Below are 24,778 nucleotides of genomic sequence, written 5' to 3'. Positions count from 1 at the left end.
ATGACGTGACTCAGACAAGCCCAGCCGCAGCCCCCGTCCAGGCCCCGCCCGCCCGGCGCCGCCGTGTGCACCGGGCGTGGTTCGTCGCCGCCGTCACCTTCGTCACGATCATCGGCGCGGCCGCCTTCCGTTCCCTGCCCGGCCTGCTCATCGACCCGCTGCACCAGGAGTTCGGCTGGTCGCGCGGCACGATCGGCGCGGCCGTCTCCATCAACCTCGCGCTCTACGGCCTCACCGCCCCCTTCGCCGCGGCGCTGATGGACCGCTTCGGCATCCGCCGGGTGGTCGCCGTCGCGCTGACCGTGATCGCGGCCGGTTCGGGCCTGACCGTGTGGATGACGGCGGCCTGGCAGCTGTGGCTGTGCTGGGGCCTGCTGGTGGGACTGGGCTCGGGCTCGATGGCGCTCGCCTTCGCCGCGACGGTCACCAACCGGTGGTTCACCGAGCGGCGCGGACTGGTCAGCGGCATCCTGACCGCCGCGTCCGCCTCCGGGCAGCTGATCTTCCTGCCGGTGCTGTCCTGGCTGACCGAGCACCACGGCTGGCGCCCGGCCGCCGTGACGGTCGCCCTCGCGGCGCTCGCCGTCGTCCCCTTCGTATGGATCCTGCTGCGCGACCACCCGGCCGACATCGGCCAGAAGCCCTACGGCGCCCGGGAGTTCGTGCCCAAGCCCGCGCCGGTGACCGGCGCCGCCCGCCGCACGCTGAAGGTGCTTTCCACCTCCGTCCGCACCGGCACCTTCTGGCTGCTCGCGGGCACCTTCGCGATCTGCGGCGCCTCCACCAACGGCCTGATCCAGACCCACTTCGTGCCCGCCGAGCACGACCACGGCATGCCCGTCACGACGGCGGCCTCGCTGCTCGCGGTCATCGGCGTGTTCGACGTGGCCGGCACGATCGCCTCCGGCTGGTTCACCGACCGCTTCGAACCGCGCCGCCTGCTGGCGGTGTACTACGCCCTGCGCGGCCTCTCCCTGCTCTTCCTCCCCATGCTGCTGGGACCCGCCGTCCACCCGCCGATGCTCTTCTTCATCGTCTTCTACGGCCTGGACTGGGTGGCCACCGTCCCGCCGACCCTCGCGCTGTGCCGCGAGAACTACGGCGAGGACAGCGCCATCGTCTTCGGCTGGGTGCTCGCCTCCCACCAGGTCGGCGCGGCCCTCGTCGCCTACCTCGGCGGCCTCGCCCGCGACGTCTTCGGCTCCTACAACCTCGTCTGGTACGCCTCCGGCACGCTGTGCGCGGCGGCGGCCCTGATGTCCCTGGTGATCCGCCGGGCGGCTCCGCCCGCCCCGGTGGCCGCCCTGTCCTGACGGGGTCCACCGGCCGGACGGCGTCAGTGCAGGTCCGCCTGGAAGGGGTGGGTGTGGTCGGCAGAACAGGTGAAGAGCCGCAGCTCTCCGTACCGGCCGACGACGACCCCTGACTCGGCGTCGCTGGCCACGGTGAACAGCAGCGTCATGTCGGTGCCGCAGTCACCGCAGGCGAACACCATCGGATACGTCAGGTGCCAGGTCGGCCAGCCGCCCAGCTTCCAGCCGGCGAGGCGGGTGATGACGTCACCGCCGTCACCGGTGTCACGGACCAGTTCCTCCAGCCGCGGACGGATCCGCGCAGGCAGCTCCTCGCGGTAGGGGAAGTCGGTCAGGTGCTCGGCGGTGACGGTGCACGCCTGGGGCAGAAAGCCGTCCTCGTCGTACCGCGAGGGCGCCGGCGGGGTCGTCAACGGGCTCGTCACGTCGGCGGCCCGGCGCCATCGCAGCTCGACCACCGGGCTGACGTCGGCCTGCTGGGCCGGAGGGTCCCAGTGTTCGTTGGGACACCAGAGGATCTGCAGGAGGTCGAAGCCGGCCGGCCACCAGGGGCCCGGCACGTCGCGCCGGAAGATCTGGGCGACCGGCACCATGGCCGTGGCGGACACGCCGTCGGGATCGGCCACATCGGGCAGGGAGCACTCCGGCCACGGCTCGTCGCCGGGCCACAGCAGCGGGCCGCCGATCGAGCTGCTCCCGCGGTCCGGCCTTCCGCGCTCGGGACGCAGTACCGCCGCGTCGCGCCCGTAGGGGGCGAGCTCGGGAAGGGCGGCGAGTATCGCCTCGGTCGGCGGTCTGGAGACGCGCGTCATCACTGCCTTCCGGTCAGCCGGTCGTGGACCGCACGCAGCGTATCGGCAGCCCGCTCCCTGTGAACCGCCGGATAGAGGCTAGGGGTTGCGGATCCGGGCGAACCGCCCCCGGTGGAAGAGCAGTGGCTCGCCCGGCTCCTGCGTGCCGAGGGCGTCCACCCGGCCCACCACGATCAGGTGGTCGCCCCCGGTGTGCACGGCGTGGACGGAGCAGTCGATCCAGGCGGCGGCACCGGCCAGCCGGGGCGAGCCGGACACGGGTGCCGCGTCGTACGCCACCCCCGCGAACTTGTCCGCGCCGCTCACCGCGAAGGCCCGGCACAGTTCGCCCTGGCCGGCGCTGAGCACGTTGACGCAGAAGACGCCCGCGCGGGCGATCCGGGGCCAGGTGGTGGACGTACGGCCCACCATGAAGCAGACCAGGGGCGGCTCCAGGGAGAGGGAGGCGAAGCTCTGGCAGGCGAAACCCGCGGGACCGCCCTCTTCCTCGGCGGACGGCGCCGTGATCACCGTCACGCCGCTCGCGAAGCTTCCCAGCACCCGCCGGAACTCGCCCGGGTCCACCGGAGCCCGCTCGTCCTCCCGCACGCACCGCAACTCCGGCCGCGGCAACGGCTCCACGGGCCCGCGCCCCAGATACCGGACGGCGGCGGCCGCCGCCCCTGCGTGTCCCATCACGCCATCCATTGAAACTGACGGGCCATCAGATAGGAAGTCCAGTGACAAGGGTCCGCACAGGCCCTTCATAATCTGCGGCCATGGGGTGGGAAAAGAAACAGGAAAGAGCCGGTGACGCGGAGGTGCCGCGGTCGCTGCGGCGTGATCTCGCCGCGGCGGTCCCGGTGCACGCGGCGCAGCTGCCGACGGCCTGGCTGCTGTGGTGGATCTGGCTGAGCAGCCAGGACCAGTACGGGACCGGCTACATCGGCGCACTCGGGATCGCCTGTCTGCTGGTCTTCGCCCCGCTGCTGCTGCCGTTCCTCGGCCTGCTGCTCTCGGCCGTGCTGACGCTGCCCGCGATCCTGCTCGCCCGCCCGGCGCTCCGGCGGTTCGGCGGGCCGGAGGGGGCCTGGCGCGTGATCGGGGCCGCGGTCACGGCCGTCGGCTGGGGCGCGGTGACCACGGCACTCCTCGGCCTGCCCTTCGTCACCACGGCCTCGGTCCTCACCGCCCTGGGCCTGCTGCCCGTGCTCGGCATCGCCTACGTCCGCACGCGCCCCTGGTCGATGTGGGGCGTGTGGTGGCGCTCGGCACTCGCCTGCGCCGGCCTCTTCGCCCTCGCCCTCGGCGGCGGGCTCGCGGCCTCCGCAACCGGCCTGATCCCGCAGTACGAGCCGCCCGAGCTGACCCGCGCCCAGCTCACCGGCGTCTGGCGCGGCGACGACGGCGCCGAGCTCCGTCTCACCCCCGGCGGCCGGGCCGAGGCCCACAACCTCCCCACCGAACCCACGGACGGCGACTGGTCGGCCCCGGACTACGAGGACTACGTCGTCTGCGCGGGCTCCGGCACCTGGAAGCCCGACCCCGACACGGACGGCACCGGCCGCGCCGGCATCCTCCTGCACCTCGACACCGACTGCGGCCTGGACACCCACTGGTCCGTCAGCGGCACCGAGTCCGCCCCCCAGCTGTACGTCCTCTTCGGCGACCCGGACGCCGGCACCCTCCGGACCCTGGACCGCGCCGGGGACTGAGCCCTCACCGGCCCCGGAACTCCGGCCCCCGGCGCTCCACGAACGCCCGCAGGCCCTCCCGCGCGTCCTCGGTCGTCATGTTGAGCTCCTGGGCCCAGGCCTCCGCGGCGAAGGCGGTGGCCCGGTCCGACTCCAGGGAGGTGTTCACCAGGTGCTTGGTCAGGGCCAGGGCGCGGGTCGGGGCGGAGGCCAGCCGGGTCGCCCACTCCCGGGTCGTCTTCGCCAGGTCCGCGTCCGGTACGACCCGGTTCACCAGGCCCAGGCGTTCCGCCTCCGCCGCCGACACCGCGTCACCGAAGAACAGCAGCTCCTTCGCCCGCCGGGGGCCCAGCAGGCGGGGCAGCAGGTACGCCCCGCCGCCGTCCGGCACCAGCCCCCGCCGTACGAACACCTCGATGAAGCGGGCCGACTCGGCGGCCAGGACCAGGTCACAGGCGAACGCCAGGTGCGCGCCGAGGCCCGCCGCCGTGCCGTTCACGGCGGCGATCACCGGCTTCTCGCAGTCCAGGACGGCCGCGATCAGGCGTTGGGCGCCCTGCCGCAGCATCCGGGCCACGTCACCGGGCAGCCGGTCGCCGCCGGTGCCGCCCCTCAGGTCCGCGCCCGCGCAGAAGCCCCGGCCCGCGCCGGTCAGCACCACCGCCCGGACGCCGGGAGCCGCGGATGCCTCGGCAAGGCGGTCGATCAGCTCGTCCCGCAACGCGGGCGTGAGGGCGTTGAGGGACCCGGGACGGTTCAGGGTGAGGTGGGCTACCTGTTCGCTCCGCTCGGTCTCCAGCTCGCTCATCGGCACACCACCAGCGCGTCCAGCGCCACCGCGCCCTGCCCCCGGGGCAGCACCATCAGCGGGTTGACGTCCAACTCGGCGATGTGCTCGCCCAGTTCGAGTGCCATGCGCTGAACCCGCAGGATCACCTCGACCAGCGCGTCCCGGTCGGCGGGTGGGCGGCCCCGGACGCCGTCCAGCAGGGCCCGGCCGCGGAGCTCGGTGAGCATGGCGCGGGCCTGGTCCTCGCCGAACGGCGGGACACGGACCGCCGAGTCGTGCAGGACCTCCACCAGGACCCCGCCGAGGCCCACCGTCACCGTCGGCCCGAACAGGTCGTCGTGGGTCATCCCCAGGACCATCTCCACGCCCTGCTCGACCATCTGGCACACCAGGATCCCGTCCAGCGAGACACCCTCGTAGCGGGCGATGTCGGTCAGCTCGCGGTAGGCGTCCCTGACCTGGCTGGCCGACGTCAGGCCGATCTTCACCAGGCCCAGCTCGGTCTTGTGGGCGATCTGGGCGCCGGAGGCCTTCATCACCACCGGGTAGCCGACCTGGGCCGCCGCCCGGACGGCCGCCGCCGCGCTGGTCACCAGCTGCTCGCGCGGCACCCGGATGCCGTAGGCGCGCAGCAGCTGCTTGGCCCCGTGCTCGCTGAGCTGCCGGCCGGGGCGCATCAGGGCCTCGGCCTTGCGGAAGGAGGGGGAGGGGGTGCGCGGTGCCTCGTCGAAGGGGGAGCGGTAGCCGCTCGCGAAGGCGTGGTGGTCCAGCCAGGCGCGGACGGCCTTGAGGCAGTTGCCCACCGTGCGGAAGGTCGCCACCCGCGAGGAGCCGAGCAGGACCTCGCGATAGGCCGCCTCGGTGCCCACCGGCGAACCCCACACCACGCACACCAGCTTGTCCGTCTGCTCGGCCGCCTCCACCAGATCCGCCACGAGTTTGTCGCTCAACGGCGGGAAGGGCCCGGTGATCGGGCAGATCAGGACGCCGATCGACGGGTCGGCGAGGATCGCGTCGATGATCTTCCGGCCGCGCGGGTCGCCCACCGGATGCCCGCCGCTGTCCACCGGGTTGGCCACGCTCAGGTACTCCGGTATCCACTGGTGCAGCTCGGCCTGCCTGGCCTCCGACAGGCGGGGGAGCCGCAGCCCGGCCGCCGTCGCCAGGTCGGCGGCGTGCGCCCCGGTGCCACCGGAGATCGAGTACACCGCGACCCCGTCCGCCAGCGGCGCCCGCGCCCGCGCCAGCAGGGCGGCGGTGTCCTGGAGTTCGTCGAGACCGTCCACCCGTACGACGCCGAACTGGCGCATCGCCGCGTCCACCACGTCGTCGGCGCCCGTGAGCTTGCCGGTGTGCGAGGCGGCCGTACGCGCGCCGGTCTCGGTGCGGCCCACCTTCACCGCGACCACCGGCACCCCGCGGCGGGCGGCGCGGTCGGCGGCCAGCAGGAAGGCGCGGCCGTCCTTCAGGCCCTCCACGTAACAGGCGATGGCGCCGACCTCGGGCCGCTCGGCGAACCAGGAGAGGAAGTCGGCGGTCTCCAGGTCGGCCTCGTTGCCGGTGGGCGCCCAGTGGGAGAGGCGGATGCCGAGCTCCTGGAGCGCGAACACGGGGCGGCCCTGGTGGCCGGACTGGGTGATCAGCGCTATCGCCGGGCCGGTCAGGTCCTCGCGGAAGTGCTCGAAGGCGTTGAGGTTGGTGTTCGGGCCGAGGAGCCGGATCCCCGAGCGGCGTACGGCGTCCGCCAGGCGCTGCTGCGCCTCGGCGCCCGCCTCGCCCGTCTCGGCGAACCCGGAGGCGAAGGCGACCGCGAACCTCACCTTGGCGTCGGCCAGTTCGCCGATCACCGGCAGCGGGTCGGCCACCAGCAGCACGGCCAGGTCGATCTGCCCGGCCGGCAGTTCGGCGACGGAGGCGGCGCAGGGCACGCCGAAGACCGAGGGGCGGGTGGGATGCACCGGGTGCACGCGTGCGCCGACCCGCTCGGCCCAGGCCAGCAGCTGCCGGGTGATCCCGGTGTTCGGGCGTCCCTCCGCGTCCGAGGCGCCGATCACGGCGACCGACTCGGGCCGGAAGAAGCGGCTCAGGTCCGGTACGTCCGCGTACAGCGGGCGCCCGCTGACGTCCAGGTCGCCGACCCGGTCGTGGACGGCGGGTCCGGGCCGCTGCTCGCCGCAGGCGATGACCCGGGCCCGGCGGGAGTCGGTGGTGAGGGTGCCGTGGGTTGATCCAAGCATCGGTCCGCCCGCTCCTGTGAGACAGCACAAGTAAACTGACGCTCTGTCAGGTTACTGAACTGACGCAGTGTCAGGAACTGGTCGGACCGGGCGAAGTCGCCGGCGGGTGCGCGGCGACGGGGTCACCGGCGGGCGCGCAGCTGCCTGGCCGCCGCCTTCGCGATCCTCCCCGCGTCGAGCGCCATCTCCCGGAACATCCCGCTGATCGGGTTGGTGAACCCGGTGAAGTACAGACCGGGCGCCTGTGCCGGCGTACGGCCGCCGTGCACGACCGGCCTGCCGCGCTCGTCCAGCACTCCCAGGTGCCCGACCAGACCCTCCAGCGCCCGCGTGTACCCGGTGGCCGCGATCACGGCGTCCGGCTCGATCCGGCTGCCGTCGGCGAGGACGACCTTTCCGGGGTCGCCGGCCTCGAAGGAGTCGACGGCGGCCACGATCTCCACCTCGCCCTTGCGCACGGCGTCGATCAGACCGACGTCCTGCACCGGGATGGCGCCCTGGCGGACCCTGCTGTACATCCCGGTGTCCGGACGCGGCAGCCCGTGGGCCGACAGGTCCGGCACGCCGAGCCGGCCCATCGACCCGGCGAGCCGGTCCACCAGCCGTACCGGCAGCCGCCGCACCAGGACACCCGAGTACTGCGCGGGCCAGCCGAGCGTCGTACGGCGCACGATGTGCGGGACGGTGCGGACCGCCAGCCGCACCCGCGCCGCCCCGCCCTCCACCAGGTCCACGGCGATCTCGGCGCCCGTGTTGCCGACGCCGACAACGAGGACGTCGCGGCCGTCGTACGGCTTCGCGTTGCGGTACTCGGAGGCGTGCAGGAACTCCCCGCCGTACGCCGCCAGGCCCGGCCAGTCCGGGATGTGCGGGGTGTGGTTGTAGCCGGTGGCGACGACCACCGCGCTGCCGGTCAGCTCGCGCCCGCCGGAGGCGTGCAGCAGCCAGCCGGTGCCGTCCCCGGCCCGCTCGACGCGGAAGACCTCCACGCCGGTGACGATCTCCAGCTCGTGGTGCTCGGCGTACCTCTCCAGATAGCGCACCACGTTGTCGCGGGACACCCAGCGCCCGAACTTCCGGGGGATCTTCAGGCCCGGCAGTGCGGACAGCCGCCGGGTGGTGTGCAGGCGCAGACGGTCGTAATGGCCGTGCCAGGAGGCGCCCACGCGGTCGGCCCGCTCCAGCACCACGGCACGTATGCCCCGTGCCCGCAGTGCGTACGCGGCGGCCAGACCTCCCGGGCCGGCGCCGATGACGTAGACCGGGCGGTCGGCGGGCGTGGCGGAGAGCTGCACGGAAGCGGAACGGGAGTCGGCCATGTCCGGGAGCGTAATCACGCACCCGGTTGATGGGTCTCGGTCAAGACCGGAATTGGTTGCGGATTGATCACGTGTGTGGAGAAGTGCCCGCTGCAGGTGGCGTAGCCCACACGGATGAGGGGGGAGTGTGCACCGCCGGGCCGAGGTCCGACGATCCGCCAGTGTGGTCCCGGAGTGATTCGGGGCGGACTCACAGGTGGGCATCACCAGACATCTGACGTACCGTCAGATGTCATGGACTCGATATGGCTCGGCGGCGCGGAGTGGCTGGCGGTGCTGCGGATCGGTCTCGGTCTGTGGTGGCTGGAAAGCTGGCGGCACAAGGACAAGAAGGCCTGGTTCGAGCGGGGCAGCGGCATCGCGTGGGCCGCGGAGATCGCGGAGAAGCACCGCTGGACGCCGGTGCGGACCGGGTTCGACGCACTGGTGCGGCCGCACCCGAAGCTCATGGCGTACGTCGTCGCCTACGCCGAACTCTCCCTCGGCCTCGGCCTGATCCTCGGCTTTCTGACGCCGGTCGCGCTGCTGGGCGGACTGCTGTTGAACGCGGTCTACTTCGTGCTGATGATCCACGACTGGGCCGAGCAGGGCCAGAACTCGATGATGGCGCTCGTCTCGCTCGTCGGGTTCTTCGGGATGGCGTGGCAGACCTGGTCGCTGGACGCGTGGCTGGGGTGGTTCTGATGCGGCCTGCGGCTCTTTTGGGCGGGTGGTCCTGATGGCCGCGGTCCGCTACGACCTTCCCGAGCCCGACGCCTTCACGCGCCCCTACTGGGAGGCGGCCGCGCGGGGCCGGCTGCTGATCCGCCGCTGCGGGGCCTGCCGCCGGGCCCACCACTACCCGCGCGAGTTCTGCCCGCACTGCTGGAGTGAGGAGGTGACCTGGGTGGAGGCGAGCGGCCGGGCCCTGCTCTACACCTGGTCCACCGTCCACCGCAACGACCTGCCGCCCTTCGGCGAGCGCACGCCCTACGTGGCCGCGGTGGTCGATCTGGCGGAGGGCCCGCGGATGATGACGCAGGTGGTGGAGTGCGCGGCCGCGGACCTGCGGGCCGGGCTGCCGCTGCGGGTGACGTTCGTGGAGGGCAAGCCGGTCTTCCGCCCGGAGGGCTGAGCCGCGGCGGCGAAAACCGGTGTTCCGTCCGGCGGTTGGCGCCGATCATGGTCGTATGCGCCCTGAGAACTGGTATCTCACCGACGACCTGGACGAGTTCCTCTCCCGCGCGGGCGACTTCCTGCGTTCCCGGCCGGCCCTGCACACGGTGCCGCTGACGGTGACGGACGCGCTGCGGCGGCGCGGGCTGCACCTCTACGGCCGGGAAGCGCCCCTCTTCGGCCTGCTGGAGGCGGACGACGGCGCGATACGGGCCGTTCTGCTCCACACCCCGCCCTTCCAGATCAACGTCACCGCGCTCACCCCGCAGGAGGCCGACGCCCTGGCGGTCCGGCTGGCCGGGCTGGGCCGCTCACTCGCCGGAGTCTCGGGGCCGAAGGGCGCGACGGACGCCTTCGCGGCGGCCTGGCAGCGGCGTACCGCTGTCGCGGTCGCCGTCGACAAGCGGCAACGGCTCTACCGGCTGGACGAGTTGACCGTGCCCGAGCCCCGGCCGCGGGGGCGGGCGTGGATCGCCGGGCCGGCGGACCGGGAGTTGCTGATCCGCTGGTTCGAGGAGTTCGAGGAGATCACCGGCGGCGTCGGCCAGGACCCGGGCAACTGGGCCGACGCCCGTATCTCCTACGGCGGCGTCACCCTCTGGGAAACCGACGACGGCACCCCGCTCGCCATGGCCGGAGCCACCCCCGAGACGGCCGGCCAGGTCCGCATCGCCCCCGTCTACACCCCCGCGCCCCTGCGCGGACGCGGATACGCGGGCGCGGCCACGGCGGAGGTGAGCCGGGCCGCGCGCGAGGCCGGGGCTTCGGAGATCCTGCTCTTCACCGACCTCGACAACCCGACGAGCAACGGGCTGTACCAGCGGATCGGCTACCGGCCGGTGGCGGACTTCGCGGTGTGGCGGTTCGGCGACTGACGGCGCCGTGGCACCCGCGGTGCTGGGTGCCACGGTCCCGGAACGCCACCGACGTCCCTGCGGTCCCCCTCCTCCTCGCCTGGCACCGAGGCACCCCGACACACCCGGCGATCCCGGACCTGGTGCGTCTGGCCCGGCGGCTGGTGGCGGAAGCCTGACCGCAGCTCGGCCAGGGGCGCGGGGAACTGCGCGGCCGGCCACCGACCACTCGCAGTCGCGTGCGGTCGCACCGTTCACGGCGAATGGGCACCCCGGCTAAGGCCAGAGCAACGTCCTGCTCCAGCCGAACCCCGTGCTCCGGTACTCCAGCCGCACGTGCCGCCGGTCGGCGTCCCCCTGGAAGAACTCCACCGTCTCGGGGCGCAGCCGGTACAGCGTCCAGGTGGGGGACGGCTCGGCAGGGTTCTCGCGCGCCCGCTCCCACGCGGCCTGGGACGCCCGCCGCAACTCCTCCAGCGAGGACAGCTCCTCGCTCTGCCGACCGGTGAGCGCCGCGGCCAGCGCTCCCGTCGAGCGGGCCTGCAGGTCCGCCTGGCTCTCCCGGGACGGCGCCGCGGTCACCGGCCCGCGCAGCCGGACCTGGCGGCCCAGCACCGGCCAGTAGAAGGCCAGGGCCGCGTGGGGGTGTGCGCTCAGGGCCCGGCCCTTGCGGCTCGTGGCGTGCGTGCCGAAGGTCCAGCCGTCCGCGTCGGCGCCGTGCAGCATCACGATCCGCACGTCGGGCCTGCCTTCCTCGTCCACCGTGGCCAGCGACATCGTGTGCGGCTCCGGCTGCCCGGCCGCCACCGCGTCCGCCAACCAGCTCGTGAACAGGGGCAGCGGGGTCGGTGGGGCGGTGTCCGGGTCGAAGGGCCGCAGGTCCGTGACGTCCGGGTCCCATACCCGCAGCGATTTCAGCAGTGCGTGGAGATCCGTTTCCATGTGCCGAGTATCGCCACCGGGCCGCCGTCGGCGCGGGCGAGGAGGTCCGGGCCGCCATCCGTTCGGCAGCCCTCCCGCGACGCACACGAGTGATTCCGGGTGCGGGGCCGCCGGAGCCCGGGGACGCTCGGAGCCACGGGCCCGGGAATGACGGTGAGGGGCGATGATCGTAACGGTGGTGTCGATGCCCGAGATGACCATCACCCGTACGGACGTCTCGGAGGCGCGTGAGCGGCTGGCCGTCGGCTCCTTCCTGCTGGTCGACGTCGAGCTGCCGGAGCACGCGCCGGCCGAGGGCCCGCCGATCGCCGATCAGCTCGGCCTGGACGGCGAGGACCTGGACTGGTTCGGCAGGGAGGGCGAGCCCGCGCGGGCCGAGTTCCTGGGGGACCGGGCCGCCTTCGTCGTGCCGGTGGTGCACGAGGACGAGATCGCCCACCTCCACGTGGTGGTGACCGAGCGGTTCCTGGCCACCGTGCACCGGGGCCAGGCCGGACTGGCCGGGAACATCACCGCGGCGTTGCGGCACGAGCGGCCCGACGACACCGTGGCCGTGCTCTTCCTGCTGCTCCAGGAGGCCCTGGACACCTTCCGCCGGGCGGCCGTGCAGGCCCTGCTGCAGTCCGAGGAACTGGAGGACGACATGTTCGAGAGCCGGCGCCCCGAGCAGGTCTACCGGCTGGCGCAGCTGCGGCGGCACTCCGCCCTCCTGCACCACGCCCTGCGGCCCTACCTCCAGGCGACCGACGAGATCCTCACCCGCCGGATGATGAGCCCCACCTTCCCCGAGGAGCGGCAACGGCGTGCCCAGGGGTTCCAGACCGCCGGAAGGCTGGTGCTCGCCGACGTCGAGTCCCTCCAGGACGCCACCCGCCGGGCCTTCGCCAGTTACTCCTCGCTCGTCGCGGGTGAGCAGAACGGCGTGATCAACCGGCTGGCCATCGTGTCGGTGATCTTCCTGCCGCTGTCGTTCATCACCGGGTTCTTCGGCATGAACTTCACGTTCCTGACGAACCGGCTGGAGACCAGGGACGAGTTCTGGCTGCTCGCCGTGGGGCTGCAGTTGGTCGTCCTGCTCGGCTCCCTCTACGTCCTGCACCGCACCCGCATCTGGCGCCGACTGCTGGAGGAAGACTGAACGGGGGCCTCACCGGCCGAGAACCACCGTCCCCGACGAGCAGAACCAGCCTCCCGTCCCGGACGCCACCCCCAGCCTCGGCAGCCGTCCGTCCCGCGTCCGCACCTGCCGTTCCCCGGCCTCCCCACGCAGCTGCCGTACCGCCTCCACCAGCAGGAACAGCCCGCGCATGCCGGGATGCTGGGCGGAGAGGCCGCCCCCGTCCGTGTTCACCGGCAGCTCGCCGCCCCGCACCAGCAGCCGGCCCTTCTCCACGAACGCCCCGCCCTCGCCCTTCCGGCAGAAGCCCAGGTCCTCCAGGGTCACCAGGGTCATGTAGGTGAAGGCGTCGTAGATCTGGGCGAAGTCCATCTCCCGCGGCCGCACCCCCGCCCGCTCGAAGGCCAGCCGTCCGCTCACCGCCGCCGGGGACACCGTGAAGTCCGTCCACTCGGACATCGCCGTGTGCGAGACGTGCTCCCCGGTGCCGAGGACCCAGACGGGGGCCGTACGGCAGTCCCGTGCGTACTCCTCGGCCGCCAGCAGCACCGCGGCGCCGCCGTCCGAGCGCAGACAGCAGTGCAGCCTGGTGAAGGGGTCGGCGATCATCGGGCCGGCCAGGACGTCGTCGACCGTGACCGGGTCGCGGAACATCGCCTCCGGGTTCAGGCCCGCGTTGGCCCGGGCCTGGACCGCCACCTCGGCCAACTGCTCGACGGTCGTGCCGTGTTCGATCATGTGGCGGCGGGCGGCCATCGCGTACTTGGCGATCAGCGTGTGGCCGTAGGGGGCCTCGAACTGGAGGGGGCCGCGGGCGCCGAAGGAGAGGTCGCCCGTCCTGCGGCCCGCCCTGATGTCCGCGCGTGCCGTCGAGCCGTAGACGAGGAGGACGGCGTTCGCGTGGCCCGCCGCTATCGCGTCCGCGGCGTGCGCGGCCATGACCTCCCAGGTCGAGCCGCCGACCGAGGTGGAGTCCACCCAGGTGGGGCGCAGGCCCAGATACTCGGCCACCTCCACCGGGGCCAGGGTGCCGAGACCCGCCGAGGCGAGGCCGTCGACCCGGGCGCGGTCGAGCCCCGCGTCCGCGAGGGCGCGTCGGGCGGCCTGCGCGTGCAGGGTGTACGGGGTGGCGTCGTCCACGCGTCCGCAGTCGGAGAGGGCCACACCGACCACGGCGACCTTCCTGCTCCCAACCGTCATGAATCTGACGGTACATCAGATCAGGCGGCCCGCGGCAGGTGTCGTGACCCTGGGCATTCCCGCCCTCCCGGCCTAACATGACGGTCCGTCAGATCGGCTCGGGAGGGATGAGGGACCAGCCATGGACACGCGCCTGACCGCCGAACAGGACGAGATCCGCCGCACCCTGCGCGAGCTGCTGAACAAGCGGTGCGGCTCGCCCGAGCTGCGCACCGCGGTCGACAGCCCGGCCGGACACGACCCCCTCCTGTGGTCGGCCCTCGCCGACCGGCTCGGCCTGCCCGGGCTCGCCCTGCCCGAACGGTACGGCGGCGTCGGCTGCTCGGTCACCGAACTCGCCCTCGCCTGCGAGGAGACCGGCCGGGCGCTCGCCCCCTCCCCGCTGCTCGCCACCTCCGTCCTCACCGCCCCGCTGATCCTCGCCCTCGGCACGCCGGACCAGCGCGCCGAACTGCTGCCCCGCCTGGCCGCCGGCACCCTCACCGCCGCCCTCGCCGTCCCCGGCCCGGCCCTCACCACGGCACTCGCCCTGACCCGCGACAACGGCGGCTTCGCCGCGGGCGGCGGACGGGCCGGGGGTGTCCAGGCCCGGCGCGCCGACGGTGACTGGCGGCTGTACGGGCAGGCCGACCAGGTGCTGGACGGGCACAGCGCGGGGCTGCTGCTCGTCGCCGCGCACACCGGCGGCTTCGCCCGGTCCCGGACCCTGCTGTTCCTGGTGGCCGGGGACGCGCCCGGTGTCGCACGGGCCCGGCAGACCGCACTGGACGCCACCCGGCCGCAGGGACGCGTCCAACTCCGTGATGTCCGGGCGGAGTTGCTCGGCGAGGAGGATACGGACGTGCTGCCCGCCCTGGCCGCGCTCGGCGACGGGGCCGCCGCGGTGCTCGCCTGCGAGGCCGTCGGGGCGGCGGAACGGGTGCTGGAGCGGACCGTGGAGTACGTCGGACAGCGCGAGCAGTTCGGTCGGCCCGTCGGCTCCTTCCAGGCGGTGAAGCACCGGCTGGCCGACGTGTACGTGGGGGTGCAGGCGGCTCGGTCCGCCGCGTACCACGCCGCGTGGGCCTGCGGCGCCGGTGCCGGGCCGTGCTCCGGTGGGCCGGCGCTCGCCCAGGCGCTGGAGGCGCTGCGCCAGGCCGCCGCCGAAGGGATCCAGTTGCACGGCGGGATCGGCTTCACCTGGGAGCACGACGCCCAGCTGTACTTCAAGCGCGCCGCCGGGGACGAGCTCCTGTTCGGACCGGTGCACCGGCTGCGGGACCGGGCCGCCGAGGCCGCCGGGCTCTTCGCGGGCGGGGAGGTGACGGTGTGATCGGCGTCCGGATGGTGCGGAAGGTGTCCTCCACGCGCGGGTTCGCGAAGGTCGCGCCCCATGTGATCCCGGCGCTCGACCGGGCGGTCCACCGGCTCACCGGGGGGCGGTACCTGCTCAGCACCCGGATGCTGCCAGGGGTGATCCTCATCACCACCGGCGCCCGCAGCGGCCTGCCCCGCCGCACCCCGCTGGCCTGCATGCCGGAGGACGACGGCACGAGCTGGCTGCTGGTCGGCTCCAACTTCGGGCGGCCCGGGCATCCCGCCTGGAGCCACAACCTGCTGGCCCATCCGGAGGCCGTGATCAGCTGGAAGGGCCGGGACGTCCCCGTCACCGCCCGGCTGCTCACCGGACAGGAGCGGGCGCGGGCCTGGACGGCACTCCTGGAGTTCTGGCCGCCGTACGCCACGTACCAGGCCCGGGTGACGAGGGAGATCCGCCTGTTCCGGATCACGGAAGCCCCCTGAGAGGCGCGGCCGGAAGACGGCCGGACCTACAGCGTGGCCAGGCGCTCCGCCAGGAGAACCGCGCCGATCCCCAGCATCGCCGCCCCCGACGTCCGCGTCACCGCCCGGGCCGCCGTCGGCCGCGCGGACAGCAGCACCCGCGACAACGCGCCGACGGTGAGGTAGACGGCCGCGCAGCAGGCCATGTGGAGCAGGCCGAGGGCCGCCGTCTGGACCGGGACGGGCAGGTGGGCGCCGCGCAGGGTGAGGAACTGGGGGAGGACGGAGAGGTAGAGCAGCAGGCCCTTGGGGTTGAGGCCGCTGATCGTGGCGCCGCGGAGGAAGAGGCGCCCCTCGCCGGCGGCCTGGACCTCGTCCGCCGCGCCCGGGACCGCCGGGCGGCGCAGCACACTCCAGCCGAGCCAGAGCAGATACCCCGCGCCCGCCACCGTCAGGACCGTCAGCAGCTTCGGCGAGCCCGCCACCAGCACCGCCAGGCCCGCCGTCGCCAGGGCCGTGTGCACGGCGTAGCCGCAGACCAGGCCGGCCACCGCGCGCGGCACCGAGCCGCGGCGCAGCGCGGCCGCGATCACATACGCCCAGTCGGCGCCCGGCACGCACACCAGCAGCAGGTCCACGGCGAGGAAGGAGAAGAGCAGTCCCGAGTCCATGATGGGGACATTAGGCGTGAATGGCGCGAAAGTGTTCCCGAAGTTTGCTCGCCGTCGCGCACTCTGGGGGAAGATCTGCCTCATGGACGACATGGACCGGAAAATCCTTGCCGAGCTGCAGCAGGACGGGCGGCTGACCGTGACCGAGCTGGCCGCCCGGGTGCGCCTCAGCGTCTCGCCCTGCCACCGCCGGCTGCGCGAGCTGGAGCGCTCCGGTGCCATCCAGGGCTACCGGGCGGTGGTGGACGCGGCGGCGCTCGGGCTGAACTTCGAGGCGCTCGTCTTCGTGTCCATGCGGCAGGAGGACCGGGACACGGTCGCCGAGTTCGAGCGGGCGGTCGGCGAGCTGGAGCACGTGCTCGACGCCCAGCGGCTGTTCGGCGAGCCCGACTACCTGCTCCGGGTCGCCACCGCCGACCTCGCGGCCTTCCAGCGGCTGTACGACGAGCAGCTGGCGACTCTGCCGGGAGTGCAGCGGCTGACGTCGACGCTGGTGATGAAGCACGTCGTCAAGGACCGTCCGCTGCCCGCATAACGGAGCAGGCGGTGACTCACCGCGCGCGAAAGGCGCGTGAACCACCGCCTGCCAGACAGGACTTGGGTAAGGAGAAAAAGGGATCTATCCCGGCCGTGTGTTACTTGCTCGGCTTCTTCCCGGTCACACCCAGGTGCACCAACAGCGCGAGATTCGGCTTGAGTTCGGCCTGTTTCACGCCCCAGGAAGAGAAGCCCTTCTGGTGCGCCGCCACCGCCGCGAGCATCGCGACCAGCGAGCCGGCCACCGCCGCCGGGTTCACGTCCTTGTCGACCCTGCCCTTGGACTGCAACTCGGTGATGGACTCCGCGAGGGAGTTGTTCACCGAGTTCAGGATCTTCATACGGATCTTGTAGAAGCGTTTGTCCCCCTCGGCCGCGCCGAGGTCGACGACCCGCAGGATCGCATCGTTCTTGCGCCAGAACTCCAGGAATCCGTCCACGAGTTCCTGGGCGGTCTGCCATCCCGACTTGCCGGCCCAGGATCGCCCCTGGAGCAGTTCGGTCAAACCCGCGCCCTCGGCCGCCATTTGCTCGGCGATCTCCAGGACGGCGCCTTCGACGTCGGGAAAGTACTGGTAGAAGGTCGCGGGTGAAGTTCCCGCCTTCCGGGCGACATCGATGACCTTGACGTCCCGGTAGGGGGAGGAGCTGAGCATCTCGCTGAGGCAGTCGAGCAGCTTCTGCCGGGTCGCCTGCCCACGCCGGCCGGCCACGCGGCCGTCGACGGTACGCACTTGTCCTGTCATGCCGTCAGCTTACCGAGGGGTGATCGGAGCGCGATTCGGCCGACTGCAAATGGGGTGCAAGGGTGCTCTGAGGGTGGTGTGCCTGGTCTGCGCGGTGCGTGCGGCCCGGTTACTTTGACGGCATGGCCGAAAACAGGGCATCCGGGAATGAAGAGGCCGAAGAGGCACTGGAGACATACGGGGAGGGTGTGCCTTGCTGGGTGGACGCCCAGCTCGCCGATGTCGAGGCGGGCAAGCGGTTCTACGGTGAGCTCTTCGGGTGGACCTTCGAGGACGCCTACGGCTCCTCGGTGTGGGCCCGGCTGGACGGGGCGCTCGTCGCCTCGCTGGCACCGAAGATCGACGGCCGTATGCCCACGGTCTGGACGGTGTCCTTCGCCACCCCGGACGCCGAGGCCCTGGGCCGGCGGATCACCGCGGCCGGCGGACAGGTGGTCATGGCCCCGTTCCCGGTGGGCGACCTCGGGGTGGCCGCCCTCGCCACCGACCCCGAGGGCGCGGTGTTCGCGCTGTGGCAGCCGGGACGCCACCGGGGCTTCGAGCGGCGGCACGAGCCCGGCACCTTCGTCTGGGCCGAGCTCTACACCCGGGACACCGCGGCCGCCAACGACTTCTACGGCGGCCTCTTCCACGACGCCCTGTTCGGCACCGGCGCCGAGCCCGACTTCGGCCGCGCCGACGTCACCGACGTCTTCCCCGCCGAGATGCCCCCGCACTTCCTCACCCACTTCCGGGTCGCCGACCTCGACGACGCACTCGGGGCCGTACAGCGGCTCGGCGGCCGGGTGCAGGCGCCACCCTTCGAGACGTCGTACGGACGAGTGGCCGTCGTCACCGACAATCAGGGGGCGTCGTTCGCACTGTTGCAGCGCTGATCCATCCGCTTTGGCATGGTAGGTGGTGAGACACCCCGAATGTCACCGGGTTCGCAACCTGCCGCCCGGCCAGGAAGAATCTGGGGTGCGTGCCGCCATGGCGGTGCGGTGGTGAGACGCTGCACTTCGGTCGCGTACATATGGAGAGTGGCGCGGCTCGTACGGGGAGGTGGCAGGCAAGTGGTGGATCAGCTGACGCAGCACGATCCGCGGCGGATCGGGCCGTTCGAGGTGCTGGGCCGGCTGGGCGCCGGCGGCATGGGGCTGGTCTATCTCGCGCGCTCGGCGTCCGGCCGGCGCGTGGCGATCAAGACGGTGCGCACCGAGCTGGCCGAGGACCAGCTCTTCCGGGTCCGCTTCACCCGCGAGGTGGAGGCGGCCCGCGCGGTCTCCGGCTTCTACACGGCGGCCGTGGTCGACGCCGACCCGCGCGCCGCCGTGCCGTGGCTGGCGACCGCCTACGTCCCCGCGCCCTCGCTCGAGGAGATAGTGAACGACTGCGGGCCGCTCCCGGCCCAGGCCGTGCGCTGGCTCGCCGCGGGAGTCGCGGAAGCCCTCCAGTCCATCCACGGCGCGGGGCTGGTCCACCGCGACCTCAAGCCGTCCAACGTGCTCGTGGTCGAGGACGGCCCCCGGGTGATCGACTTCGGCATCGCCTCCGGTGTCTCCAACACCCGGCTGACCATGACGAACGTCGCCGTCGGCACTCCCGCCTACATGTCCCCCGAGCAGGCCAAGGACTCCCGCAGCGTCACCGGCGCCAGCGACGTCTTCTCGCTCGGCTCCATGCTGGTCTTCGCGGCCACCGGGCACCCGCCCTTCCACGGCGCCAACCCGGTCGAGACCGTCTTCATGCTGCTGCGCGAGGGCCCGGACCTCACCGGCCTGCCCGACGAGCTGCGCCCGCTCATCGAAGTCTGTATGCAGATGGAGGCCTCCGCCCGGCCCACCCCGGCCGACCTCCAGGCCCAGCTCGCGCCCCACCTCTTCGGCTCCGGCTCGGACGACAGCGGCACCGCCTCCGCCTGGCTGCCCGAGAAGGCGGTCGCGCTCATCGAGGCCCGCCGCGGCGGCCGCCCCGCCGTCAAGCCCTCCGCGGCCCCGACCGGCGGCCCGAGGAGCGGCGGCCGCGCGGCCGTACCCCCGCCGCCCCCGTACGACCCGCCGGTCCCGGCCCCCGTCCCCGTCGGCGCCCCTGACAGCGGCCCGGCCCGGCTGGCCGGCGCGGCGGTGCCCATCGGCCCCGGTCCGCGCGTCGCCGACGCCCGCGCCGCCGCCGTCAAGGCGCCCCCGCCGGAGGCCGGCCTGGTCGCCAGCTGGTCCCGCCCGCGCCCGGGCGTCACCGGCCCCGATCCGAACATGCCGCCCGTACCGCCCCAGCCCCCGGAGACCGCGAGCGGCTGGCGGCCCTGGCGGTTCCGCATGTCCAACGAGGTCTGGGGCACCCCCGCCGTCGACGGCGACCTGGTCTACGTCACCTCCTTCGAGGTGCACGCCCTGGACGTGGCCACCGGCCGGCGCCGCTTCAAGACGCGGGACGTCGCCTGGTCCATGGCCGTGGCCGACGGCCGTATCCACGCCTCCGACGGCCCCACCCTGTTCGCCCTGGACGCCCGCGAGGGCACCGACCTGTGGCGGCTGTCCACGGACGCCTGGGTGTACTCCCTGAACGCCGACCACGGCACGGTCGTCACCGGCACCCGCGGCGGCGGCGTCCAGGCGTGGGAGGCGTCGAACGGCCAGAAGCTGTGGGAGATCGCCGGCTGCCAGACCGACTTCGAGTCCCCGGAGGCGGGCCCCCTCGTCCACGAGGGCACGGTCTACGTCTGGCAGGACGCCCGGCTGCGCGCCCTGGAGGCCCGCACCGGCGAGGAGCGCTGGTCCTACCCGGTCGGCGACGCGGCCTCCTGTGGCGGCGTGCCGGTGCGCCTGACCCCCGCCCCCGACGGTTACGTGTACGTCTCCGCCGGCACCCGTGTCCTCGCCGTCGAGGCGGCGAGCGGCATGGTCCGCTGGCACTTCGAGGCGCCCGCGGTCTTCCTCAGCCCGCCGGCCTTCGCCCCGGGCCCGGCGGTGACGGGCGGCGGCGTCTACCTGGCGGACTACCTGGGCACCGTCTATGCCCTCGACGCCACCGACGGCCGCGACCGCTGGCGCATCGCGACGGAGGCGCGTTCGTCGATCGAGCCGGTGCTGGTCGCCGCCGGGCACGTCCATGTCGGCAGCGGCAAGGGCCTGTACACCCTGGACGCGGTCACCGGCACGCCCAAGTGGCGCTTCCAGGCGGGCGGCGACGTCGTGGGCGCACCCGCGGTGGCGGAGGGCCGTATCCACTTCGGCTCGACGGACCACCTGCTGTACACCCTGAAGTCCGACGACGGCCGCCTGCGCTGGAAGCTGGCGACGGGCGGCGAGATCACCGGCTCGCCGGTCGTCAAGGACGGCGTGGTGTACGCGTGCAGCAAGGACCGGTGCGTGTACGCGCTGGACGCGGAGAAGGGCACGGGGACGGCCCGCACGGCATGACGCCCGTGACCGGCGTGCCGGTGATGAGCGACGGCCGTCGTACCGGTGTGTCACGGAAGGGCTCCGGACGGCGGCCGTCCCAGGGCTGACGCTACCCCGGGTGCGCGTCTCCCGCCATACGGTCACTCACCGTATCCGCGGCTCGGTGCGGTCCCTGTTCCGGAACAGCTCCGCCTGCCGTTCGACGGGCAGACTGCCCAGGGCGATGAGCGGCGCGGCCTGGGCGAACGCCTGGGCCGGCGCCGCCTCCCTGGCCGCCCACAGCGCCCGCACGGTCCCCTGCACCCCCTCCGTCGGATACCCGGCGATGACGGACGCACAGCGCACCGCACCCGCCAACGCCCCGCCGTCCTCCGTGACTTCCGACACGAGCCCGATCTCATGGGCCCGCCGGGCGGAGATCCGCTCGGCCGTCCCCATGAGCGCCATCCGGGCCACCTCCCCGTACGGCATCCGCGCCGCCATCAGCATCGACTCATAGGCGCTGACCATGCCGTACGTCGTATGCGGGTCGAAGAAGACGGCCGTCGGATCGGCGACGACGAACTCGCACTCGCCCAGCAGGTAGAAGGCACCCCCGCAGGCCATCCCGCGCACGGCGGCGATCACCGGCTTCCACAGGTCGTTGGCCTTCGGTCCGACGGTCAGCAACGGATCGTCCTGCGTGTACGGCGACGAGGGCTGCGGCACGACGACGTCCCGGTCGATCCCGGTGCAGAACGCCCGCTCCCCGCTCCCGGTGAGCACGACGGCCCGCACGGAGTCGTCGAACCGCAACGCCCGCCAGACCTCGGTGAGTTCGCGAGCCATGTCCAGGTCGATGGCGTTGAGCCGGTGCGGCCGGTCCAGGGTGACCACGGCGACCCCGCCGCCCTTGTCGGCGTCGACCCGTACGGCGCTCACGCGAGCACCCACTGCGGCAGCCCGCCGTCACCGAAGACGACGTGCACCCGGGCGCCGATCCTCGGCCTGTGCGAACCGAGGGAGCCGAGGGCCGCACCGGCATGGGCGACCAGATTCCCCACCAGCCGGATCCGGGGGCAGTCCTCCAGCTCCACCAAGACGACGTTGTACGGCGCTTGTTCGGCGTAGCCGGGGAGGAGGGGCGGGTGCGGCACGACGTACGACCAGATCCGCCCACGCCCGCTGGTCAGCCGCCACTCGCTCGCGAAGGACCGGCAGTGCGGGCAGCAGGGGCGGGGCGGGAAGCGGGGCTCGTGGCAGTCGCCGCAGGCCTGGACGCGCAGTTCACCACGGGACGCGTACTCCCAGAAGGGGGCGCCGTCGGTGTCGGTGACGGGTGTCAGCATGATCAGCTCCTGAGCAGGAGAGCGGAGGTGGGCACACCCTCGCCGGCCGTGACCAGGCAGGTGGCGGCGCCGGGCACCTGCGCGGTACTGGTGCCGCGCAATTGCTTCACCCCTTCGTTGATGAGGTTGAAGCCGTGGACGTAGGCCTCGGAGAGCCCGCCCCCGCTGGTGTTGAGGGGCAGCCGCCCGCCGATCTCCAGGGCGCCCTGTTCGGTGAAGGCGCCCCCTTCCCCTCGCCCGCAGAAGCCGTAGCCCTCCAGCGAGAGCGGGATGAGCGGGGTGAACGCGTCGTAGATCTGCGCCACGTCGACGTCGTCGGGGGTGAGGTCGGCGTGCTTCCACAGGTGCCGGGCGGCGGTCCAGGCGGGCCCGGTGAGGGGGTCGTCGCTCCAGTAGTTGACCATGCCGTGGTGCTGGGCGGGCAGACCCTGCGCGGCGGAGTGGATGTAGACGGGCTTGCGGCGGCAGTCCCGGGCCCGCTCCTTGGACACGAGGACACAGGCCAGGGCCCCGTCCGTCTCCAGGCAGTTGTCGAAGAGGCAGAGCGGCTCGCTGATCCATCGCGAGGTCATGTACATCTCGCGGGTCAGCGGCCGCTCGTACATCACGGCGGCCGGGTTCTGGTTGGCGCGGTTGCGGCAGGCGAGGGCGACGTTGAAGAGGTGGTCGCGGGTGGCGCCGTACTCGTGCATGTAGCGGCGGGTGAGCATGGCGATCTCGTCGGCGGGGCGCAGGAGTCCGAAGGGCCGGGTCCACTGGGCCGGGGTGGGCAGCTGGACGCGGGTGTCGGTCCAGGGCCGCGGCCCGGACCCGCGCTTGCGCGACCGCCAGGCGACGCCGACGGTGGCCTGCCCGGAGGCGATGGCGGCGGCGAGGTGCGCGACGGTGGCACAGGAACCGCCGCCGCCGTACCCGACCTTGCTGAAGAAGGTGAGATCCCCGAACCCCACGGCCTTGGCGAGCTCGACCTCGTCGGTCTCCTCCATGGTGTAGGAGGCGAGTGCGTCGACCTCGCCGGGTGCGATGCCCGCGTCGTCGAGCGCGGCGAGCACGGCCCGGCAGGCGAGCGTCTTCTCGTCCTCGGCAAGGCGCTTGGCGAACGAGGTCTGCCCGATCCCGACGATGGCGGTGGCGTCCTTGAGCCCGGTTGTTGCCATGGCGTCCCCCTCACACGCGACGACCTGACAGACCGTCAGGTTACCGCTAACCTGACGATCAGTCAGCAGTTCGGCGGCGCTGTGCAGGGGGCCTGTGATGAGCGACCGGGACACCATCGACACCATCCCCGATCTGGTCCGGTGGTCGGCCGAGCGGTACGCGGACACCGAGGCGGTGGTCGAGGGCCGTACCAGGATCACGTACGCCGAGCTGGGCGCCCGTGTCGAGCGTGCGGCGGCGGCCTGCCTGGCGAGCGGCGTGCAGGTGGGCGACCGGGTCGCGGTCTGGGCCCCCAACTCCCTGGACTGGATCACGGCCGCCCTGGGCGCGGTGACGGCGGGCGCGGTCCTCGTCCCGCTCAACACACGCTTCAAGGGCACGGAGGCGGCGGACGTACTGCGCCGCAGCGGGGCGCGGCTGCTCTTCGTGACGGGCACCTTCCTGGGCACGTCGTACGTGGCGAGCCTGCGCCGGGCGGCGGGGGAGGGGGAGGGGGTGCCGGGCTCACCGGACGCCGGCGGCCCGCTCCCCGCCCTGCCGGACCTGAGGGAGGTGGTGGTCCTGTCGGAGGACGCACCCCCGGACTTCCGCACCTGGAAGGACTTCCTGGCGGGCGGGGAGGGGGTGAGCGCGGCGGAGGTGGAAAGGCGGCGAGGGGAGTTGGACGGCTCGGCGGTGTCGGACATCGTCTACACGTCGGGTACGACGGGCCGCCCCAAGGGCGCGGTGATCACGCACGGCCAGACCCTGCGGGCGTACGGGATCTGGGCGGACCTGGCCGGCCTGCGGACAGGCGACCGCTACTTGATCGTCAACCCCTTCTTCCACACCTTCGGCTACAAGGCCGGGGTGATCGCCTGCCTGACGCGCGGGACGACGATGATCCCGCAGCCGGTGTTCAACGTGGAGACGGCACTGGCGAACATCGCGTCGGAGCGCGTGTCCGTCCTCCCGGGCCCGCCGACCCTCCACCAGTCCCTCCTGGACCACCCTTCCCGGGACGCGTACGACCTCTCCGCGCTGCGCCTGGTGGTGACCGGAGCGGCGGTGGTACCGCTGACGTTGGTGGAACGCCTGCGCGCCGAACTGGGCGTGGACACCGTTCTCACGGCGTACGGCCTCTCGGAGGCGAGCGGCATCGTCACGATGTGCCGGCGTGGCGACTCCCCGTCGGTCATCGCCTCCACCTCCGGCCGGGCGATCCCGGGGACGGAGATACGGCTGGTGGACGCGACGGGCACACCGGTGGGTCCCGGTGAGCCGGGCGAGATCCTGGTCCGCGGCTTCAACGTCATGCGCGGCTACTACGACGACGCGGCGGCGACGGCCGGGACGATCTCCCCGGACGGCTGGCTGCGCACCGGCGACGTGGGCGTCCTGGACGAGGCGGGCAACCTGCGCATCACGGACCGCATCAAGGACATGTTCATCGTCGGCGGCTTCAACGCCTACCCGGCGGAGATCGAGCAGGCGCTGGCCCTCCACCCGGACGTGCGCGAGGTGGCGGTGATCGGCGTACCGGACCCCCGACTGGGCGAGGTGGCCAAGGCGTTCGTGGCCCGCAGACCGGGTTCGACGCTGACCTCGGACGACCTGATCGCGTGGTCCCGCCGCGAGATGGCGAACTACAAGGTGCCGAGGACGGTGGAGTTCGTGGAGGAGCTCCCACGGAACGCTAGCGGGAAGGTGGTGAAGGGGGTTTTGCGGGGGAGGGGGTGAGGGGGAGGGGGTTGGGACAGGCGGAACGGGGCTGAGGGGCTGGGCTGTTCGGTTGCCGTGGGC

Annotated in this window: 24 protein-coding genes; 12 read left to right on the top strand and 12 right to left on the bottom strand. The window is 73.0% G+C overall.

The genetic code is table 11. The features are described 5' to 3' along the window. Positions 1-5 precede the first annotated feature (5 nt). Positions 6-1,313: an MFS transporter gene (locus tag ACQPXS_RS21985; RefSeq protein WP_433451022.1), complete on the top strand. Its 1,308-nt coding sequence runs from the start codon at positions 6-8 to the stop codon at positions 1,311-1,313. 23 nt (positions 1,314-1,336) lie between these two features. Here the strand turns inward: ACQPXS_RS21985 and ACQPXS_RS21980 are convergent, their stop codons facing one another. Together ACQPXS_RS21980 and ACQPXS_RS21975 are read right to left on the bottom strand one after the other, a co-directional pair. Then, on the bottom strand, positions 1,337-2,125 hold the full coding sequence (locus tag ACQPXS_RS21980) for a hypothetical protein (RefSeq protein WP_433451021.1): 789 nt from the start codon (positions 2,123-2,125) through the stop codon (positions 1,337-1,339). 78 nt (positions 2,126-2,203) lie between these two features. Then, a complete protein-coding gene (locus ACQPXS_RS21975) occupies positions 2,204-2,800 on the bottom strand; it encodes a flavin reductase family protein (protein WP_433451020.1) in 597 nt (198 codons plus the stop codon). Between the two features lie 83 nt (positions 2,801-2,883). Here ACQPXS_RS21975 and ACQPXS_RS21970 point away from each other — a divergent pair, with 83 nt between their 5' ends. Then, a complete protein-coding gene (locus ACQPXS_RS21970) occupies positions 2,884-3,819 on the top strand; it encodes a hypothetical protein (protein ID WP_433451019.1) in 936 nt (311 codons plus the stop codon). Positions 3,820-3,823: 4 nt separating this feature from the next. Here ACQPXS_RS21970 and ACQPXS_RS21965 read toward each other — a convergent pair whose 3' ends face one another. The 3 genes from ACQPXS_RS21965 to ACQPXS_RS21955 form a co-directional block, all read right to left on the bottom strand. After that, entirely contained in the window at positions 3,824-4,606 is a 783-nt protein-coding gene (locus tag ACQPXS_RS21965) for an enoyl-CoA hydratase/isomerase family protein (protein WP_433451018.1), read from the bottom strand. After that, entirely contained in the window at positions 4,603-6,825 is a 2,223-nt protein-coding gene (locus ACQPXS_RS21960; RefSeq protein WP_433451017.1) for an acetate--CoA ligase family protein, read from the bottom strand. The genes ACQPXS_RS21965 and ACQPXS_RS21960 overlap by 4 nt, the downstream gene beginning before the upstream one ends. A 122-nt stretch (positions 6,826-6,947) precedes the next feature. Beyond that, entirely contained in the window at positions 6,948-8,144 is a 1,197-nt protein-coding gene (locus ACQPXS_RS21955) for a flavin-containing monooxygenase (protein WP_433451016.1), read from the bottom strand. Between the two features lie 234 nt (positions 8,145-8,378). Here ACQPXS_RS21955 and ACQPXS_RS21950 point away from each other — a divergent pair, with 234 nt between their 5' ends. The 3 genes from ACQPXS_RS21950 to ACQPXS_RS21940 are packed head-to-tail and all read left to right on the top strand — an operon-like array spanning position 8,379 to position 10,174. Next, positions 8,379-8,828 carry a DoxX family membrane protein gene (locus ACQPXS_RS21950; RefSeq protein WP_356304060.1) on the top strand — a complete coding sequence of 150 codons (450 nt, stop codon included), beginning with the start codon at positions 8,379-8,381 and terminating at the stop codon, positions 8,826-8,828. A gap of 34 nt (positions 8,829-8,862) precedes the next feature. Beyond that, positions 8,863-9,258 (top strand): Zn-ribbon domain-containing OB-fold protein, encoded by a 396-nt coding sequence (locus ACQPXS_RS21945; protein ID WP_433451015.1) that lies wholly within the window; start codon positions 8,863-8,865, stop codon positions 9,256-9,258. A gap of 55 nt (positions 9,259-9,313) precedes the next feature. Continuing rightward, positions 9,314-10,174 carry a GNAT family N-acetyltransferase gene (locus tag ACQPXS_RS21940; protein ID WP_433451014.1) on the top strand — a complete coding sequence of 287 codons (861 nt, stop codon included), beginning with the start codon at positions 9,314-9,316 and terminating at the stop codon, positions 10,172-10,174. A 255-nt stretch (positions 10,175-10,429) separates the two neighbouring features. Here ACQPXS_RS21940 and ACQPXS_RS21935 read toward each other — a convergent pair whose 3' ends face one another. Further along, the gene (locus tag ACQPXS_RS21935) at positions 10,430-11,095 is read right to left on the bottom strand and encodes a pyridoxine/pyridoxamine 5'-phosphate oxidase (RefSeq protein WP_433451013.1); all 666 of its coding nucleotides are present in this window, start codon (positions 11,093-11,095) and stop codon (positions 10,430-10,432) included. Positions 11,096-11,258: 163 nt separating this feature from the next. Between ACQPXS_RS21935 and ACQPXS_RS21930 the strand changes: the two genes are divergently transcribed. Further along, entirely contained in the window at positions 11,259-12,233 is a 975-nt protein-coding gene (locus ACQPXS_RS21930) for a magnesium transporter CorA family protein (RefSeq protein ID WP_433451012.1), read from the top strand. A 9-nt stretch (positions 12,234-12,242) separates the two neighbouring features. Here the strand turns inward: ACQPXS_RS21930 and ACQPXS_RS21925 are convergent, their stop codons facing one another. After that, entirely contained in the window at positions 12,243-13,412 is a 1,170-nt protein-coding gene (locus ACQPXS_RS21925) for a thiolase C-terminal domain-containing protein (protein WP_433451011.1), read from the bottom strand. A gap of 121 nt (positions 13,413-13,533) precedes the next feature. Here ACQPXS_RS21925 and ACQPXS_RS21920 point away from each other — a divergent pair, with 121 nt between their 5' ends. Together ACQPXS_RS21920 and ACQPXS_RS21915 are read left to right on the top strand one after the other, a co-directional pair. Further along, entirely contained in the window at positions 13,534-14,724 is a 1,191-nt protein-coding gene (locus tag ACQPXS_RS21920) for an acyl-CoA dehydrogenase family protein (protein ID WP_433451010.1), read from the top strand. Then, positions 14,721-15,194 (top strand): nitroreductase family deazaflavin-dependent oxidoreductase, encoded by a 474-nt coding sequence (locus ACQPXS_RS21915; RefSeq protein WP_433451009.1) that lies wholly within the window; start codon positions 14,721-14,723, stop codon positions 15,192-15,194. Before ACQPXS_RS21920 ends, ACQPXS_RS21915 begins: the two co-directional genes overlap by 4 nt. A 26-nt stretch (positions 15,195-15,220) precedes the next feature. On the opposite strand, the gene ACQPXS_RS21910 is transcribed toward ACQPXS_RS21915, so the two are convergent. Next, positions 15,221-15,844, bottom strand: a complete 624-nt coding sequence (locus tag ACQPXS_RS21910; RefSeq protein WP_433451008.1) for a LysE family translocator — start codon at positions 15,842-15,844, stop codon at positions 15,221-15,223. Positions 15,845-15,926: 82 nt separating this feature from the next. On the opposite strand from ACQPXS_RS21910, the gene ACQPXS_RS21905 reads away from it, so the two are divergent. Then, a complete protein-coding gene (locus ACQPXS_RS21905; protein ID WP_351805622.1) occupies positions 15,927-16,379 on the top strand; it encodes an Lrp/AsnC family transcriptional regulator in 453 nt (150 codons plus the stop codon). Positions 16,380-16,479: 100 nt separating this feature from the next. On the opposite strand, the gene ACQPXS_RS21900 is transcribed toward ACQPXS_RS21905, so the two are convergent. Then, positions 16,480-17,127 (bottom strand): TetR family transcriptional regulator, encoded by a 648-nt coding sequence (locus tag ACQPXS_RS21900; RefSeq protein ID WP_351805624.1) that lies wholly within the window; start codon positions 17,125-17,127, stop codon positions 16,480-16,482. A 122-nt stretch (positions 17,128-17,249) separates the two neighbouring features. Between ACQPXS_RS21900 and ACQPXS_RS21895 the strand changes: the two genes are divergently transcribed. Continuing rightward, positions 17,250-18,002: a VOC family protein gene (locus ACQPXS_RS21895; protein WP_433451007.1), complete on the top strand. Its 753-nt coding sequence runs from the start codon at positions 17,250-17,252 to the stop codon at positions 18,000-18,002. Between the two features lie 180 nt (positions 18,003-18,182). Beyond that, a complete protein-coding gene (locus ACQPXS_RS21890; protein WP_433451006.1) occupies positions 18,183-20,528 on the top strand; it encodes a PQQ-binding-like beta-propeller repeat protein in 2,346 nt (781 codons plus the stop codon). Between the two features lie 126 nt (positions 20,529-20,654). Here the strand turns inward: ACQPXS_RS21890 and ACQPXS_RS21885 are convergent, their stop codons facing one another. Genes ACQPXS_RS21885 through ACQPXS_RS21875 form a run of 3 tightly spaced genes read right to left on the bottom strand, consistent with a single transcriptional unit; the run spans position 20,655 to position 22,995 of the window. Then, entirely contained in the window at positions 20,655-21,431 is a 777-nt protein-coding gene (locus ACQPXS_RS21885; protein ID WP_433451005.1) for an enoyl-CoA hydratase/isomerase family protein, read from the bottom strand. Further along, a complete protein-coding gene (locus ACQPXS_RS21880; protein ID WP_433451004.1) occupies positions 21,428-21,838 on the bottom strand; it encodes a Zn-ribbon domain-containing OB-fold protein in 411 nt (136 codons plus the stop codon). Before ACQPXS_RS21880 ends, ACQPXS_RS21885 begins: the two co-directional genes overlap by 4 nt. Positions 21,839-21,840: 2 nt before the next feature. After that, entirely contained in the window at positions 21,841-22,995 is a 1,155-nt protein-coding gene (locus ACQPXS_RS21875) for a lipid-transfer protein (RefSeq protein WP_433451003.1), read from the bottom strand. Between the two features lie 97 nt (positions 22,996-23,092). Between ACQPXS_RS21875 and ACQPXS_RS21870 the strand changes: the two genes are divergently transcribed. Further along, positions 23,093-24,715 carry a FadD3 family acyl-CoA ligase gene (locus ACQPXS_RS21870; protein WP_433451002.1) on the top strand — a complete coding sequence of 541 codons (1,623 nt, stop codon included), beginning with the start codon at positions 23,093-23,095 and terminating at the stop codon, positions 24,713-24,715. Positions 24,716-24,778 lie beyond the last annotated feature (63 nt).

Origin of the sequence: Streptomyces sp. CA-142005 (assembly GCF_050942335.1) — a bacterium.
GTDB lineage: Bacteria > Actinomycetota > Actinomycetes > Streptomycetales > Streptomycetaceae > Streptomyces.
This window is presented reverse-complemented; position numbering and strand designations above follow the sequence as displayed.